This is a genomic window from Ottowia sp. VDI28 (assembly GCF_049532675.1).
GTDB lineage: Bacteria > Pseudomonadota > Gammaproteobacteria > Burkholderiales > Burkholderiaceae_C > Ottowia.
Genome location: NZ_CP149820.1, coordinates 1,792,207 through 1,807,663, shown reverse-complemented (window position 1 = coordinate 1,807,663; position 15,457 = coordinate 1,792,207). Strand labels below are relative to the sequence as shown.

General features: G+C 62.1%; 16 protein-coding genes and 2 tRNA genes. 10 read left to right on the top strand and 8 right to left on the bottom strand.

Features of this window, described 5'->3' with window-relative positions:
- Entirely contained in the window at window positions 1–228 is a 228-nt protein-coding gene (locus WJU18_RS08530; protein WP_423459663.1) for a sulfurtransferase TusA family protein, read from the top strand.
- 9 nt (window positions 229–237) lie between these two features.
- Here the strand turns inward: WJU18_RS08530 and galU are convergent, their stop codons facing one another.
- Window positions 238–1,125 (bottom strand): UTP--glucose-1-phosphate uridylyltransferase GalU, encoded by an 888-nt coding sequence (gene galU, locus WJU18_RS08525; protein ID WP_423459662.1) that lies wholly within the window; start codon window positions 1,123–1,125, stop codon window positions 238–240.
- Window positions 1,126–1,185: 60 nt separating this feature from the next.
- A complete protein-coding gene (locus tag WJU18_RS08520) occupies window positions 1,186–4,035 on the bottom strand; it encodes a valine--tRNA ligase (protein ID WP_423459661.1) in 2,850 nt (949 codons plus the stop codon).
- 198 nt (window positions 4,036–4,233) lie between these two features.
- On the opposite strand from WJU18_RS08520, the gene WJU18_RS08515 reads away from it, so the two are divergent.
- The 3 genes from WJU18_RS08515 (at window position 4,234) to WJU18_RS08505 (ending at window position 5,362) form a co-directional block, all read left to right on the top strand.
- Complete coding sequence (locus WJU18_RS08515) at window positions 4,234–5,022, top strand: tRNA threonylcarbamoyladenosine dehydratase (RefSeq protein WP_423459660.1); 789 nt, start codon at window positions 4,234–4,236, stop codon at window positions 5,020–5,022.
- Between the two features lie 55 nt (window positions 5,023–5,077).
- Window positions 5,078–5,153: transfer RNA gene (locus tag WJU18_RS08510), tRNA-Lys, on the top strand.
- Between the two features lie 133 nt (window positions 5,154–5,286).
- A tRNA-Lys gene (locus WJU18_RS08505) sits at window positions 5,287–5,362 on the top strand.
- A gap of 131 nt (window positions 5,363–5,493) precedes the next feature.
- Here WJU18_RS08505 and WJU18_RS08500 read toward each other — a convergent pair.
- Together WJU18_RS08500 and WJU18_RS08495 are read right to left on the bottom strand one after the other, a co-directional pair.
- On the bottom strand, window positions 5,494–6,240 hold the full coding sequence (locus WJU18_RS08500; RefSeq protein WP_423459659.1) for a helix-turn-helix transcriptional regulator: 747 nt from the start codon (window positions 6,238–6,240) through the stop codon (window positions 5,494–5,496).
- Window positions 6,237–6,725: a RidA family protein gene (locus tag WJU18_RS08495; RefSeq protein ID WP_423459658.1), complete on the bottom strand. Its 489-nt coding sequence runs from the start codon at window positions 6,723–6,725 to the stop codon at window positions 6,237–6,239. The genes WJU18_RS08500 and WJU18_RS08495 overlap by 4 nt, the downstream gene beginning before the upstream one ends.
- A gap of 142 nt (window positions 6,726–6,867) precedes the next feature.
- On the opposite strand from WJU18_RS08495, the gene WJU18_RS08490 reads away from it, so the two are divergent.
- The 5 genes from WJU18_RS08490 to WJU18_RS08470 are packed head-to-tail and all read left to right on the top strand — an operon-like array spanning window position 6,868 to window position 11,846.
- Complete coding sequence (locus WJU18_RS08490) at window positions 6,868–7,932, top strand: aminotransferase class V-fold PLP-dependent enzyme (RefSeq protein ID WP_423459657.1); 1,065 nt, start codon at window positions 6,868–6,870, stop codon at window positions 7,930–7,932.
- A gap of 48 nt (window positions 7,933–7,980) precedes the next feature.
- Window positions 7,981–9,015 carry a transporter substrate-binding domain-containing protein gene (locus WJU18_RS08485; protein WP_423459656.1) on the top strand — a complete coding sequence of 345 codons (1,035 nt, stop codon included), beginning with the start codon at window positions 7,981–7,983 and terminating at the stop codon, window positions 9,013–9,015.
- Between the two features lie 8 nt (window positions 9,016–9,023).
- Entirely contained in the window at window positions 9,024–9,971 is a 948-nt protein-coding gene (locus WJU18_RS08480; RefSeq protein WP_423459655.1) for an ABC transporter permease subunit, read from the top strand.
- Entirely contained in the window at window positions 9,968–11,083 is a 1,116-nt protein-coding gene (locus tag WJU18_RS08475; protein ID WP_423459654.1) for an amino acid ABC transporter permease, read from the top strand. Before WJU18_RS08480 ends, WJU18_RS08475 begins: the two co-directional genes overlap by 4 nt.
- Before the next feature lie 4 nt (window positions 11,084–11,087).
- The gene (locus tag WJU18_RS08470; RefSeq protein ID WP_423459653.1) at window positions 11,088–11,846 is read left to right on the top strand and encodes an amino acid ABC transporter ATP-binding protein; all 759 of its coding nucleotides are present in this window, start codon (window positions 11,088–11,090) and stop codon (window positions 11,844–11,846) included.
- 104 nt (window positions 11,847–11,950) lie between these two features.
- On the opposite strand, the gene WJU18_RS08465 is transcribed toward WJU18_RS08470, so the two are convergent.
- Both WJU18_RS08465 and WJU18_RS08460 read right to left on the bottom strand, forming a co-directional pair.
- Window positions 11,951–12,937 (bottom strand): Bug family tripartite tricarboxylate transporter substrate binding protein, encoded by a 987-nt coding sequence (locus tag WJU18_RS08465; RefSeq protein WP_423459652.1) that lies wholly within the window; start codon window positions 12,935–12,937, stop codon window positions 11,951–11,953.
- A gap of 245 nt (window positions 12,938–13,182) precedes the next feature.
- Window positions 13,183–13,890 carry an RNA polymerase sigma factor gene (locus WJU18_RS08460; RefSeq protein WP_423459651.1) on the bottom strand — a complete coding sequence of 236 codons (708 nt, stop codon included), beginning with the start codon at window positions 13,888–13,890 and terminating at the stop codon, window positions 13,183–13,185.
- 195 nt (window positions 13,891–14,085) lie between these two features.
- Here WJU18_RS08460 and WJU18_RS08455 point away from each other — a divergent pair, with 195 nt between their 5' ends.
- Window positions 14,086–14,655 carry a ferritin-like domain-containing protein gene (locus WJU18_RS08455; protein ID WP_423459650.1) on the top strand — a complete coding sequence of 190 codons (570 nt, stop codon included), beginning with the start codon at window positions 14,086–14,088 and terminating at the stop codon, window positions 14,653–14,655.
- 9 nt (window positions 14,656–14,664) lie between these two features.
- On the opposite strand, the gene WJU18_RS08450 is transcribed toward WJU18_RS08455, so the two are convergent.
- On the bottom strand, window positions 14,665–15,225 hold the full coding sequence (locus WJU18_RS08450; RefSeq protein ID WP_423459649.1) for an anti-sigma factor family protein: 561 nt from the start codon (window positions 15,223–15,225) through the stop codon (window positions 14,665–14,667).
- Entirely contained in the window at window positions 15,180–15,449 is a 270-nt protein-coding gene (locus tag WJU18_RS08445) for an anti-sigma factor family protein (RefSeq protein WP_423459648.1), read from the bottom strand. Before WJU18_RS08445 ends, WJU18_RS08450 begins: the two co-directional genes overlap by 46 nt.
- Between the last annotated feature and the right edge of the window lie 8 nt (window positions 15,450–15,457).

Sequence of the window (15,457 nt, the reverse complement as noted above, 5' to 3'; positions counted from 1 at the left end):
ATGGACATCGACAAGGAAGTAGACGCACGCGGCCTGAATTGCCCGTTGCCGATTCTCAAAGCCAAGAAAGCACTGGCCGAACTGCAGAGTGGCCAGTTGCTGAAAGTGCTGTGCACGGACGCCGGCTCGGTGCGCGATTTTCAGGCGTTTTCCAAGCAAACCGGCAATGAACTGGTGGAGCAGCAGACCGTGGGTGACGAATTCATCCACGTGCTGCGGCGGCGTTGAGCTTGGCGCTCAGAGTTCGAGCGCCTTGAGGTATTCGCGGAACCCGGCACCCATCTGCGGGTGCTGCAGGGCCAGTTCCACCGTGGCCTGCAGAAAGCCTTCCTTGCTACCACAGTCATAGCGCTTTCCATCATATTGGAAGGCGTAGACGCGCTCCTGGGCCATCAGGCGCGCGATGGCGTCGGTCAGTTGGATTTCACCGCCCGCGCCTGGCGTCTGGTTGCGGATTTCGTCGAAGATGCGCGGCGTGAGAATGTAGCGCCCAGCCACACCCATGCGTGAAGGCGCCTCGCTCGGCGCCGGCTTCTCGACGATGCGATCGATGCTGATCAGACGCTCGCCCGCAGTCTGCCCGGCCACGATGCCGTAACGGCGCACCTGGTCTTCGGGTACTTCCTGCACGGCCAGCACCGAACGGCCCAGCGCGCCGAAGGCTTGCACCATCTGCGTGAGCACCGCTGGGCCGCCTGGCGGCCCTACCATCAAGTCATCGGCCAGCAGCACGGCAAACGGTTGCTGGCCCACGATATGCGCGGCGCACAGCACAGCATGGCCGAGGCCCAGGGAGCGCGCCTGGCGCACATAGGTGCAATCCATGTCGTCGGGCTGCACTGCGCGCACCACAGACAGCAACTCGGCTTTGCCGGCCGCTTCCAATTCGCTTTCGAGCTCGTAAGCAGTATCGAAATGATCTTCAATGGCGCGCTTGCTGCGCCCGGTGACGAACACCATGTGGCGCACGCCAGCCGCATAAGCCTCTTCCACTGCGTACTGGATCAGAGGCTTGTCGACGATCGGCAGCATTTCCTTCGGGCTGGCCTTGGTAGCAGGAAGAAAGCGCGTGCCCAGCCCTGCGACGGGAAAGACGGCGGTAGTGACTTGGCTGGCGGATGACATGCTGTGGATAGATGGTGAGAGTTGTCGATCAGAGCGTGTTGACGGTCTTAAGCCATGGCTTCAACCGAGCCGCGCAAGTTGTCCACGGTTCTTTTCCAGGGCCGCATTGAAGTCGGCCAGGCGCTTTTTCTCCTGCTCGATCACCGCTGGCGGCGCCTTGGCGACGAAAGCCTGGTTACCGAGCTTGCCGCCGGCCTTGGCGATTTCGCCTTCCAGGCGGGTAATCTCCTTGGCCAGGCGCGCTTTCTCAGCAGCAATATCGACTTCCATGAAGAGTGCCAACCTGGCATCACCCACCACGGCCACCGGAGCGGCCTGGGCGGCGGCTTGCCAAGCGCCCTCTTCGTCGAAAACCTTGACTTCACTCAGTTTGCCAAGCGCCTGGAGCACGGCAGCGTTCGCGCGCATGAACTCAGTATCACCCAGCACGAAGAGCGGCAGGCGCTGTGCGGGCGACACGTTCATCTCACCGCGCAGGTTGCGGCAAGCCTCGACCAGGCGTTTGAGCTTGGCCACCTGCTCTTCCGCCGCGGCATCGATGTTGGCGGCTTGGGCAACCGGATAGGGCGCCACGGCGACCGACTCGCCCTCTTTTCCGGCCACGGGGGCCACGGCCTGCCATAGGGCCTCTGTCACGAAAGGAATGATGGGATGTGCAAGCCGCAGGATAGCCTCCAGTACCCGCACCAGGGTGCCTCGCGTGGTGCGCTGCTGCAGGGCATCTCCGGTCTGGATCTGCACCTTGGCGATCTCCAGGTACCAATCGCAGAACTCGTTCCACACGAAGTCGTAGATCGTGTTGGCGACGTTGTCGAGCCGGTAGTCCGCGAAGCCCTTGGCGACATCGGCCTCGGTCTTTTGCAGCAGGCTGATGATCCAGCGGTCAGCGGCAGAGCGGTGAGCCGCGGTTTCCTCTGAAGAAGTGCAGTCATGCCCCTCGCAATTCATCAGAACGAAGCGGCTGGCATTCCACAGCTTGTTGCAGAAATTCCGGTAGCCTTCGCAGCGCTTGCTGTCGAAATTGACGGTGCGCCCCAGCGTGGCCATGGCGGCAAAGGTAAAACGCAATGCATCCGCGCCATAGGCGGGAATGCCCTCCGGGAACTCCTTCCTGGTGTTTTCGCGCACCTTGGGCGCCGTCTCGGGCTTGCGCAGGCCGGTGGTCCGCTTTTGCAGCAGCGGATCAAGCGAGATGCCGTCGATCAGATCAACCGGATCCAGCACATTGCCTTCGGACTTGCTCATCTTCTTGCCGTGCGCATCGAGCACCAGGCCGTGGATGTAGACATCGCGGAACGGCACCTGGCCCGTGAAATGCGTAGTCATCATGATCATCCGGGCTACCCAGAAGAAGATGATGTCGTGGCCGGTGACCAGGACGCTGCTCGGAAGATAGAGGCTCAAGTCTTCCGTCTTTTCTGGCCATCCCAGGGAGGAGAATGGCACCAGCGCCGATGAGTACCATGTGTCGAGCACATCCTCGTCCCGCGTGAGCGGTCCTGCATACCCGGCCTGAGCGGCCTTGGCTCGCGCCTCCTCCTCGTTGCGCGCCACGAAAGTGAGGCCATCGTCGCCATACCAGGCCGGAATCTGATGGCCCCACCAGAGCTGCCGGCTAATGCACCAGTCCTGGATGTTGTTCATCCACTGGTTGTAGGTATTGACCCACTGCTCCGGCACGAAGCGCACCTGCCCGGATTGCACCGCATCGATCGCCTTCTGCGCGATGCTCTTGCCGGTTTCATCCGGCTTGCTCATGGCGACGAACCACTGGTCGGTCAGCATGGGCTCGATGATCTGGCCTGTACGCGCGCACCGCGGCACCATCAGCTTGTGCTTCTTGGTTTCGACGAGCAGGCCCAGCGCCTGCAGGTCGGCCACCACGGCCTTGCGGGCATCGAAACGATTGAGGCCACGGTACTTTTCCGGGGCGTTGTCGTTGATGGCGGCGTCGAGCGTGAGCACGCCGATCATCGGCAGGCCGTGGCGCTGCCCGACCGCGTAGTCGTTCGCATCATGGGCGGGCGTGACCTTGACGACGCCCGTGCCGAAGTCTGCATCGACGTAATCGTCCGCGATCACGGGGATATTGCGGCCGACCAGCGGCAGCGTGACTTGGCGGCCGATCAGGTGCTGGTAGCGCTCATCCTCGGGGTGCACCATCACGGCAACGTCGCCCAGCATGGTTTCAGGCCGGGTGGTGGCCACTACGAGCTGCCCGCCGCCATCAGCGAGCGGATAGGCGATGTGCCACAGGAAGCCTTCTTCCTCTTCGCTCTCGACCTCGAGATCGCTCACGGCGGTCTTCAGCTCAGGATCCCAGTTCACCAAGCGCTTGCCACGATAGATGAGCCCTTGCTCGTAAAGCTGCACGAAGGTCTCGGTGACGACCTTGTTGAGCTTGTCGTCCATGGTGAAGTACTCATGGTCCCAGTCGACACTGGCGCCCATGCGGCGCATCTGCCGGGTGATGGTGTCGCCGGACTGCTGCTTCCACTCCCAGACACGGGCCACGAAATTCTTGCGGCCCAGATCGTGGCGGCTCTGCTTTTGCTCCTGCAATTGCCGCTCGACCACGATCTGCGTAGCGATACCGGCGTGGTCGGTGCCAGGCACCCAGAGCGTGTTGAAACCGCGCATACGGTGGTAGCGCGTCAGGCTGTCCATGATGGTCTGGTTGAACGCATGCCCCATGTGCAGCGTGCCCGTGACGTTGGGTGGCGGCAGCTGAATGGCAAAGTTCTCGCCCTTGGCCGTGGCATCGGCGCTGGCGTGGCCGGTGCCTCGGAAGCCGGCGCGGCCCAGACCGCGCTCTTCCCACAAGGGACCCCAGCGCGATTCGACGGCGGCCGGATCGAAAGATTTGGACAGGGCCGCGAGGCCGGGCTGCGAGAGCTGTTGATCAGACATGGCGGAGGGCGGCGTAACCGCAATAGGCATGGCCCGCATACTGTGAAACACGAGGAACGGGCCTGGGAATTCACAATTTTAGCCTTGCGAGTCTCAGAGCGTATTCACGCTCTTAGGCGCGTGCCAGCACGCCTATAGGCCACGCGCTAAACACCCATGGCGCTGCACACGATGGCGGGTCTCCATAAAATCCGTCCCATGTTTTCGAATGCAGACACTGCCACCGACTCTTCGCCCGACCTGGAGCGGCGCTTCGGCGGGCTCAGCCGCCTGTACGGCGTAGAAGGCGCGCAGCGCATCCGCCGGGCGCACGTTGCCATCGTCGGCATAGGCGGAGTCGGCTCCTGGGCCGCGGAGGCAGTGGCCCGCAGCGGCGTAGGTGAAATTACGCTGATTGACCTCGACCACATTGCCGAATCGAACATCAACCGCCAGATTCATGCCGTGACGGACACCCTGGGCCAGGCCAAGGTGGAAGCCATGCGAGAACGCATCGCGCAGATCCACCCCGGTTGCGTGGTGCACGCGGTAGATGCTTTCGTCGAGCCAGACAACTGGCCCGGGCTGCTGCCCGCCTCCGCACAGGCCGTGATCGATGCATGCGATCAAGTGGCCGCCAAGGTAGCCATGGCGGCATGGGCTCGCCGGGGCAAACGCTGCTTCATCAGCGTGGGCGCAGCTGGCGGCAAGGTTCGTGGCGATGGCGTGGAAATCGCAGACATTGCCGACGTCACGCATGATCCGCTGCTGGCGCAAGTACGCTACCGGCTGCGGCGCGAGCACGGCGCCCCGTCAGCGGGCCGCCGCATAGGGCTCAACTGTGTGTTCAGCCGCGAGAGCGTGGCCCAGCCCCCGGCGGCCTGCGAAGGTGACGCGGTGGATGGCACCCTCAATTGCCACGGCTACGGCTCTACCGTCGCCGTCACAGCCAGCTTTGGTTTTTGCGCTGCAGGATGGATTTTGAATGAAATTTCCCGGAAGGGCTAAAACCACCCAAAAACACGCTATACTTCAAGGCTCACTCGGAAACGACTGAAAAAGTGGGACGTTAGCTCAGTTGGTAGAGCAGCGGACTTTTAATCCGTTGGTCGCAGGTTCGAATCCTGCACGTCCTACCAGTGAATTCAAGGGTTTGGCCAAAAGCTAAACCCTTTTCACTTCCAGTCGCGCTCCAGGTGCGGCCTCGTTTTCAGCATGCCGGAGCTTCGGCACGCAACCAGGCGACGAGATTTTCTCGGATCCAAATTCAGTGGGACGTTAGCTCAGTTGGTAGAGCAGCGGACTCTTAATCCGTTTGTCATAGGTTCGACCCCTATACGTCCTACCACTCAATTCAAGAAGCCGCGCTATCCGAAAGGTAGCGCGGTTTTTCTTTTGAGTTTTGGGAATCGAGCAGAGGCGCTGCCTACCAATACCGCCGGGACGAATTGAATTGCTCGTGATCGCGGCACCTCGCAATTATTGGCCCGACGTCGACGCCCCCTCGCCCCGCCGCGCCTTCACCGTGTCCAGATAGTTGTAGATCGTGAACCGCGTCACCCCCAGTGCGGTGGCAGCGCGCTCGACACCGCCGCGGACCATGAACATGCCGCGCTCGAGCATCATTTCGACGGCGGCGGTTTTTTCCTCTTTGTCCAGCTTCTGGATCGGCTTGCCGTAGCGGTGCACTGCCGTGGAGATGATGTCCTGCATCAAGGCTTCCGCGTCCAATATTTCCGTTTTGGCGGCCACTTCCTCGGCACCCTTCCCATTGCGGGACGGCAGCATGCGTGCCAGCAATGCCTGCGCCCGCTCCAGGCAATCAATGTCGGCATTCAGGCATAACGCGGCGAACGTGTGCCCTAGCGAGTCGCGGAACATCGCGGTCGCGGACACGAGTGAACGGCCGTCCCGCGTGAAAGTGGGATAAGGGAATACCGAGACATGCTCGGAGGGTCTTGCCAGTGCCTTTCCTTTCGCCAGGATGGCAAGCGCCTTGTCGTTGCCGGGCCCGGCGAGAACAGGGCTGCCTTGTCCACGCCCGGTGACGTGGCCGTTCGCAATACAGAGCACGGAGCGCTCAGGATGCGTCAAGTCATGCAGTACGACCTCGATGTGATCCCCGATCATCGCGCCCAGCATGGGCACCAGCACCTGAAGCGAGGACAGAATGATTTCACGCTCGCGCTTGACCTCCGGCGTGAGGCGTGGAGAACGCTCTCTCATGATTCGAAGTCGACCTCTGCCACCAGCTCGATCTCGACCGCGATGCCGAAAGGCAGCTCATGCGCGGATACCGCGCTGCGGGCATGCCGCCCACGCGTGCCGAACAGCTCGACCAGCAGATCCGAAGCACCGTTCATCACGATATGGTGCCGCTGAAACCCCGGTGCGCAATTCACCCATGCGGTCAACTTCAGAATGCGGGTAACCCGGTCCAGCGAACCTGCGTGTTCGCGCAGGACGGCCAATGAATTGAGGATGGTCAGCCGCGCGGCCTGATAGCCCTCCTCTTCGGAAAGGTCGGAGCCAACCTTGCCGCCATAGACCACTGTTCCGTTCTCCATGGGCCCCTGCCCTGCCAGATAAACCGTCCGGCCGCTTTGTGCCGCCGTAACGTAATTGGCCGCGGGCTTGGGCGCCAAGGGTAGCTTGATGCCCAGTGTCTTCAGGCGATCTTCCACGGAAGAAAGCTCGGCAGTGTTTTGCATGATTTTCCTTTTGCCGCCTGCGTTGCCTTGACAGCACGATCGAAGACTGCTTAAACTCAAATCTTAAACATTTTGTTGATTCAATTCAACTTAAAGTGAAAACGATATGAGGGGCACGGAGATCATCGGCAGGGATGCGCGCATGGCAGCACTTTTCCCTTATCTGGCAGAGCGCGTCTATCTCGATACCGCCGCTGTCGGCCTGTGCTGGCAAGGGTTTGGGTCGGCCGTGAGCCGGTTCTACGATGAAGTACTCAGCCACGGCTATGACGTGCGGCCCCAGTGGCTCGAGAAAACGGGGCAAGTGCGTGCGCGCCTGGCCAGCTGGCTCGGCGTGGGCCCGCAAGACATCACCTTCGTCTCGAACACCACGGATGGCCTCAACCTGGCGGCCAACAGCCTCCAGTTCAAGGCAAGCGACCGCATCGTCTGCGCCAAGGATGAGTTTCCTTCCGCGCTGGGCATCTGGAAAGCGGCCGAGCGCCAAGGTGCCGAACTGGTGCTGGTCCCTATTCCGGACGAAGAAGAACGGCAGGCGCGCTTGCTGGAGGCCGCGCGTGCGGGCACCAAGGTATTGGTAGCTTCCCACACCCACCCCAACACCGGCACCACCCTGGATCTGGAGGCCCTTGGCCGGCACTGCCGCGCGCACGGTATCTTGCTGATGATCGATGGCATTCAAGCCTTGGGTGCCGTGCCGACCTGCCTCAAGGATGTCGATATCTATGCGGCCTCTTTCTTCAAGTGGATGCTCTCGGGTTTCGGCTTCGGCATGCTGGTCACTTCCGAGCGGGCGCGAAACATGATGAAGCCCATCTGGCAAGGGTACGCCAATATGGACGACGAGCGCCAGCTTCAATACGCGCATGTCAACTCACCTGCGCTGTATGGCCTTGATGCCACGCTCGACCTATTTGAAGACATTGGCTGGGACACCGTGCACGCCCGCGTGCGCATGCTGGGCAATCAGCTCATCGCGGAAGCCGACCGGCATGGCCTGAACCTCGTGACGCCACGGCACCAACGCGCCGGGATTCATATTTTCAAGGCACCTGATGGCGAAGCGGTCCGTTTGCGGCTCGCGGAACAAGGCATCAGTGTTTCCGCGCGAGGCGAAGGCGTACGGATCGCCACGCATTTCTACAACTCGACCCAAGACGTCCAGAAGTGCGCTGCCGCGCTCGCGCAGGTGCTTGCCAGCACCTGAACCTACCTAACCCGTTTCAGTCTGTTCGACTCAAAAGAGGAAATCACCATGTCCAAATCGCATCTGTGCCGCCTCGCCATGGCCGGCGTGCTGTTCACCGCAGCCACTGGCGCTTTTGCCCAGGCCTCGTCGCCTGTTTCATCAGCCACGCTGACAGCGATCAAGTCGCGCGGCGTGCTCAATTGCGGCGTGATTGGAAGCGCTCCCAACTTCTCCTTGCCCGACAGCACCGGCGTGATGCGCGGCCTGGATGCCGATCTGTGCCGGGCCACCGCGGCCGCCGCACTGGGTGATGCCAACAAGGTGAAATTCATCAATCTCACCCCCGCACAACGCTTGGTGGCCGTGCAATCTGGTGAAGTGGACGTGTCATATTCTCAGATCACCTGGACGCTGGCACGAGAGTCCAAATCGGGCGTGCAGTTCACGGGCACCTATTTCTTCGACACTTATGGCGTGCTGGTCCCCAAGGCGCTGAAGGTGACCAATGCCAAGAAACTCGACGGCGGCAGTATCTGCATGATCACCGGCCCCGGTGAAACAAACGCTTCGGAGTTCTTCGGAAACATCAAGGTGCGCTACAAGCCCGTGGCGTTCTCCGAGGGCGAGCAGTTGCGCAAGGCCTTCCTCGCCAAGCGCTGCGACGCGGCCTTCCACAGCCTCGCGGCGCTGGCGGCCTTCAAGGGCACGCTGGGCGCACAGTCGAACGACTATGAACTGCTGCCTGAGACGCATGCCCTCGAGCCCCTGGCGGGCGTCGTGCGCAAGGGGGATGACCGCTGGTTCGATATCGTGCGCTACACCCTGAACGCCATGATCAACGCCGAAGAGCTTGGCGTGAACTCGAAGAACGTCAAGAGCATGACCTCTTCCACCAACTCCGATGTGAAACGCCTGCTTGGCACCGACAGCGATCTCGGGCCTTCGATGGGGCTCGACAAGGCCTGGGCCGCCAACATCATTGCCCAGGTCGGCAACTATGGTGAAGTTTTCGACCGCACCTTTGGCACTGTAGGCATGCCGCGCGCGCAAAACAGGCTCGCGGCCAAGGGCGGTTTGCTTTACGCGGTGCCGATGCGTTGAAAAGCCGCATGAACCCTCGCGCGCCGGCAAGCCGGTGGAACTGGAGCGCAGTGATGGCGCAGGCCGTTGCTTTTGCCCTGCTGGCTGCGCTGCTGGTGCTCCTGTTCCGCTTCACGAGCGACAACCTCCACGCGCGCGGCGTGCATACGGGCTTTGATTTCTTAAGCAAACCCGCCACCACGCCCGTATTCAACTCACCTCTTGAGTTCGAGGCCGGAGACACTTTCGCGAAAGCCTTCCTCGCGGGCGCGCTGAACACGTTGAAGCTCACGGCAGCAGCCATTCTGCTGTCCACGGTGCTGGGGCTGCTGGTGGGCCTGGGTTCGTTGGCGCAGAACCCGTTGGCCAAGGCCATCGCGAAAGCCTACGTGGAGCTGATGCGCAACATCCCCGTGCTGCTCCACATCACGTTCTGGTATGGCCTGCTGCTGGAGCTGCCGCCTGCCTCATCCGATGGCGCTTCCTCGCTGGTGCTGGCCAGCAACCGCGGCATTTTTCTGCTGCCCACGGTTGATGGCCTTTCGGTGCAGGGGGTGGTTTCCATCTCGCCTGAGTTCGCGGCCCTGCTCATCGGCATATCGCTCTATACCGCGGCGTTCATCGCCGAGATCGTGCGCGCGTCCATCGGCGCCCTGGCACAAGGGCAACTGGAAGCGGCTTCGGCGCTGGGACTTTCCCGCACCACCACGCTGCGCCGCGTGCTGGGACCTCAGGCGCTGAGGGTGGGTCTCCCAGCCTTGGCCAGTGAATATATAGGCGTTTTCAAGAACAGCACGCTGGCGGTGGCCATCGGCTTTCAGGATTTCATGGCCGTCAGCGAAACCATGTTGACCGACACAGGACAGGCCGTGGAGATCATGGCCATCGTCGTGTTGTTCTATGTATGCGTGAGTCTGATCGTGAGCGCGGCCATGCATGCGTTCGAAGAGCGGCACCGGCGATGGGAGGCCTCTTGACCCGATACATCTCCACCGCACACATCGCGCCTGCGCCGCCGCCTCAGCGGCACGGTGGCTGGCTGAGCAGCCTGAAGGCACGCCTTTTCCGGACGCCGGGCTCGGCCGCCATCACCCTGGTACTGCTGGCCGCGACCATCGCCTTGGCCTGGGCGCTGCTGAACTGGGGAGTGCTCCGCGCCGTGTTCTCCACTCACGGCGGGGGCCCCGAAGCATGCCGGGTGGCAGGTGCCGGCGCCTGCTGGGCATTCATCGGTGAAAAATTCCGCCTGATCGTCTTCGGCATCTATCCCTATGCGGAGCAGTGGCGCGCCGCGTTGGCGATGGCGGTTCTGGTGGTGATGTACGTGCTGTCCACCCGCCGCCGGTGGTGGAACCGGCGCCTGGCGGTCGCGTGGATCCTGGCGTTGGTGGTCTTCGGTGTTCTGATGTGGGGAGGCATTCTCGGCCTGCCTTTTGTGCCTGACGATCAGTGGGGAGGCCTGCCGGTCACGCTTATCCTGGCGACGCTTGGCCTGGCGGCAGCTTTTCCGCTCTCGATCGTCCTGGCGCTCCTGCGGCACTCCAAGCGCCCCGGTGTGGGCAAGGCACTGGCGGTGGCCTACATAGAAGTGACGCGCAGCGTGCCCTTGCTGGCCGTGCTATTCATGGCCAGCGTGATGGTCCCGCTCTTTCTGCCGCAAGGAACCGATCTGTCGAAGCTGCTGCGGATATTCATCGCCTTTGCCTTGTTTGCGGCGGCCTATCTGGCCGAGGTGATCCGAGGCGGCTTGCAGATCGTGCCGCGCGGCCAGTACGAGGCTGCGGCGGCGCTGGGCTTGAGCGCCCGCGTGACCACGCTGAGAGTGGTACTACCGCAGGCGCTGACTGCCGTGCTTCCCGCGCTGGTGAACGTGTTCATCGCCTTCTTCAAGGCGACCTCGATTGTCGTCATCGTGGGTATCTTCGATCTGATGACGGCTGCCAAGCGCGCCATTGCCGATGCCCAGTGGCAAGGCTTTGGCACGGAGGTCTATCTTTTCGTGGGCGCGATCTATTTTCTGTTCTGCTTTGCCATGTCCAGATACAGCGCCAGACTGCACACCTCTCTGGATGCCGGCCGACGCCGCTGAACCCATGTCCAATCCATCACTCCCCACCTCCCCCATCATTCAGGCGGAAGGCCTCAACAAGTGGTATGGCGACTATCACGCACTGAGAGATATTCAGCTCACAGCGGCCGAACGGGAACGCATTGTGGTGTGTGGACCGTCGGGTTCAGGCAAGTCTTCGCTGATCCGTTGCTTCAACGGCCTGGAGAGTTTCGACAGTGGCTCGCTTCATGTTTGCGGTACAAGCCTGGGAGCCTCTCCAAGCGCTCTTGCCAAGGTCCGCCAGCATGTGGGCATGGTGTTCCAGCAGTTCAACCTCTTTCCTCATATGACCGTGCTGGAAAACTGCACGCTCGCGCCCGTATCCACCCGGCGCATGAATGCGCAGGAAGCCACCGAACTTGCCATGCAGTTGCTGGCGCGGGTGCGCGTGGCGGAACATGCCGGCAAATACCCCGCGCAGCTTTCGGGCGGGCAACAGCAGCGCGTGGCGATCGCCCGTGCCTTGTGCATGCGACCCCGGCTCATGCTCTTCGATGAGCCTACTTCGGCACTCGACCCGGAAATGGTGAAGGAAGTGCTCGACACCATGGTGAGCCTGGCCGACGAAGGGATGTCGATGGTGTGCGTCACGCATGAGATGGGGTTCGCACGCGAGGTGGCCGACCGCATCGTTTTCATGGACGAAGGACAGATCCTGGAAGTGGCTACACCGGCGGAGTTCTTCGGTTCGCCAGCCCATGAGCGGACCCGCGCCTTCCTCGGGGATATTCTGCGGCACTGAGAACGCATCGAGGTTTTTCGACGGCCGCGGACCCTCACCTCAACCCTCTCCCGCAAGCGGGAGAGGGAGAAAATCCCCCGGGCAAATGAAGCGCTGTCGATTTCTTACTTTGTTTTCAGGTCGATCCCTTTGGCAAGACCTTGCCAGACGGCCGCCTCCTTCTTCATCGACGCCGCAAACTCCTTGGCCGAGCGCTCGGCGGGCACGATCATGTTCTGGCCTTCGAGGTACTTGCGGACGTCCTCGGTTTTCTGCAAGCGATTGATCTCTGCATTGAGCAGATCGACGATCTCTGAAGATGCGCCCGTCGGCGCGAAGACACCGTACCAGCCGTTGGCATCGAATTTGAAGCCTTGCTCTGTCAAGGTAGGGATTTCCTTGGTGGCTGGCCAACGCTGAGAGCCTGATTGCCCCAAGCCTACCAGGCGGCCACTGCGAAGATGGGGCACGGGAGTTGCCACATCGGCAAAGCCCACCCGGATATTGTTGGCCAGCAAGTCCGTGATTTCCGTGGCGATGGTCTTGTAGGGTGCGTGCGGCATGTCCAGCCCATAGTGGGCCTTGATGCCTTCCATGACCAGATGGCCCGTCGAGCCGGTTCCCCAGGAGCCGTATGCCAGCTTGCCCGGATTGGCTTTGGCGTAGGCCACCATATCGGCCAAGGTCTTGAAGCCGCTGTCGACGCTGGCGACCAGGAGCGCGCCGCTCGCGCCCACCTGGACGACAGGAGCCAAGTCCTTGTCCGTGTCATAAGGCATCTTCGCGTGAATGACCGGATTGATGAAGATCGAGGACGATGGCGCGAACAACAAGGTATAGCCATCGCCTTGGGCTTTGGCGACGGCGTCGCATGCAATCAAACCATTGGCGCCTGGCTTGGGCTCGACCACGACGGGTTGCTTCAGCGAAATGGACAAGGACTGCGCCAGCATGCGCGCGATGGCATCGCCAGCGGCTCCTGGCGATCCAGCCACCACGATACGGATGGGGCGGCCCGGCCAGGCTGCCGTTTTCGTCTGAGCGTTCACGCCAACGCCCAGCAACATGCTGCCGAAAAGAACTGTGCGTCGCTTGATGGACGTAGAGGACATGCGGATCTCCTGGAATGGCTGCTGATTGGAAGCGAGTACTCCCGTCTGTATGGGGTAGCCGCGTTAGAGGTAAACCGGACACGGAAAGCGCACAATGGCCGCGCTTGCGTTGCCTTTACCCTTCTGAGAGCGTGCTCACGCTCATGAAAAGGAGTCCCTCATGAAGGATCCAAATTCTAGGGAGCCGATGCGATTTTGTTACGGCTGCATGTGCAGATCAGACCTGCAAAAACTGAAGGAGTGGTTCAACCGAGCTTCGAACGCACCGCGGCCACGATACGATTGCAGCGCTCGCCGTCGAACGAGAAAGCGTCGTTGACCGCCATATCGAGATCCTGGGACAGCCCTTCGCGCAGCAGGCTGCGGGCGCGAAAGAATCGGCTGCGCACAGTGGCTTCGGGAATGGCCAAGGCGTGCGCCACCTCTTCCACACTCATCTCCTGCACGCCGCGCAGCACGAACACGCGGCGGAAGTCATCGGGAAGCGTGTCGATGCGCGCCTCCATGAGCTGCCGCAACTCCGAACGCATGGCTTTTCGGTCCGGCCGCCTGTCCGCATCATCCTGCAGGCTGCGTTGCGTATCGGGTTCGGTCGAGGTCATGGCCGCCTCCAGGGGGATGATTTGAGCCTGCCGCCGCCGCAAATGCCCCAGCGCTTCATTGACAACGATGCGCACCAGCCAGGTAGACAGCCGGGCATCGGCCCGGAATTCACCCAACGCGCGCCACGCACGCAGATAGGCCTGCTGCAGTGCGTCTTCCGCGTCTGCATCACTCTTCAAGATAGCGCGCGCCGTACGAAACAGCAGGCGGTTGTGGCGCCGCATGATGGCTTCGAAGGCTACTTCGTCGCCACTGGCTGCCCGCAAGGCCAACTCCAGATCCGGCGCATCGCCCTCGACTGGACGAGCGGCCTCGGGAAATGGAGATAACGGGGATAGCGCTGGTTGCATGACATGGCTCCTCTGTCGTTAGATGGTGCGCCTGCTCCAAGCGTTCCCACGCCGGCACCATCGCCAGACCCTGATGCTGAAAGGGCCGGAACGTGGCTCTGCAGCCCGCCATCGAATGGAGCGAGCAGCCGCAGCGCGGAAAACAGACCCGGTTGACCGATGCGGCTCTCTCAACCACCCACGAAGGAAAAAACCATGTCGTTCCTGAATCTCCCCAATCCCTTGGCCGCACGCCGTCTCTTTCTGGGCCAATCAGGCCTGCTGCTCTCCGGTACGGCGGTGGCCTTGCTGGCGGGCCGCGATGCGCTGGCGGCCCGTTCTGGCAGCGGCACCCACGACGACACCCAGATCCTGAATACGGCGCTGGGCGCTGAACTGGAAGCCGTGGCGGCTTATCAAGCAGGCGCCGAGAGCAAGCAGCTGCAAAAGCCCATACTGGACCTGGTCCTCACCTTCCAGGGCCACCACAAAGCCCATGCCGCGCTGCTGGCCAAAACGATCGAGCAGCTCGGAGGCAAGCCCGTCAGCGCCAAGAGCGCCTACAACTTTCCGGTCGATCAGTTGAAGTCCCAGGAAGATGTGCTGCGTTTCGCCGCGAAGCTGGAGCAAGGGGCGGTCAGTGCCTACCTGGGAGCGGTTCCCTTGTTTGGCAACCGCGACCTCTCGAAAGCTGCCGCCAGCATTCTGGGTGATGAAGCCATGCACTGGGCGGTGTTGCGCCAGGCGGTGGGCGATGTGCCAGTGCCACTGGCTTTCATGGCATAGGAAGCGTTTTCAGTCCAACTGCCTGTAGACCGCCTCGGCCAGAACCTGCAGTTGCGCCCGGGGCAAGGTGGCGCTGAGGGCATAGCCCTGGCGGCCATCGATCCAGTAGAAGCCCTGAGTGCCCCCGTCTTCCGTCCACCGGAACGCTACGGGGAGCGCTGCCGCCTTGGATTGCGGTAGAACGGAAACATACAGTGTCGCACGCTGGCCCGCGGTGTTCTCGTACATGAACTGCGCGCGGGCCTGCCCCGTTTCCCCGGGCAGCAGACGGCCGCCCACCAGATGAAATCCCTCGGCATCAAGCACGGGCACTTTCAGTGGCACCCCCAGGCGCTTGGACAGCCACTGCACCAAGTGGGCCTGCTGCTGCGCCGCCACCTCGACCGGGTGGCGTTGCTCGGGTGTATAGACGACATGGGCCGCCACCGCTTCCCGCACGAAAACCGGAAGCTGCGCGGTGGCATTGGCTTGCCGCATGGCGGGGCGGTTCGAGGCCAGCCCATAACCGGCGCCAAGGCCCACGCTCAGCATGATGCCCGCCGCCAGCGCATGCGGCCAGCGCCATTGCACCGGAGGGGGCGCAACGCATGGCGCAGGTGAGGCGGTACGGGCTCCTGCAGGACCTGACCTCGGAGCGCCCGCAAACCGGCATTCTGGGCTTGCAGCGCGGCCATGCGGGCCGCTTCGCCCGGATTCTCAGCCAGCCACTGCGCCACCACGGCGGCGCTTTCGGGCGAAAGTTCGCCATCCACCCAGGCGTGGAGCTCCGCTTCATCAGGGCGGCGCGTTTGCATCAATCTGA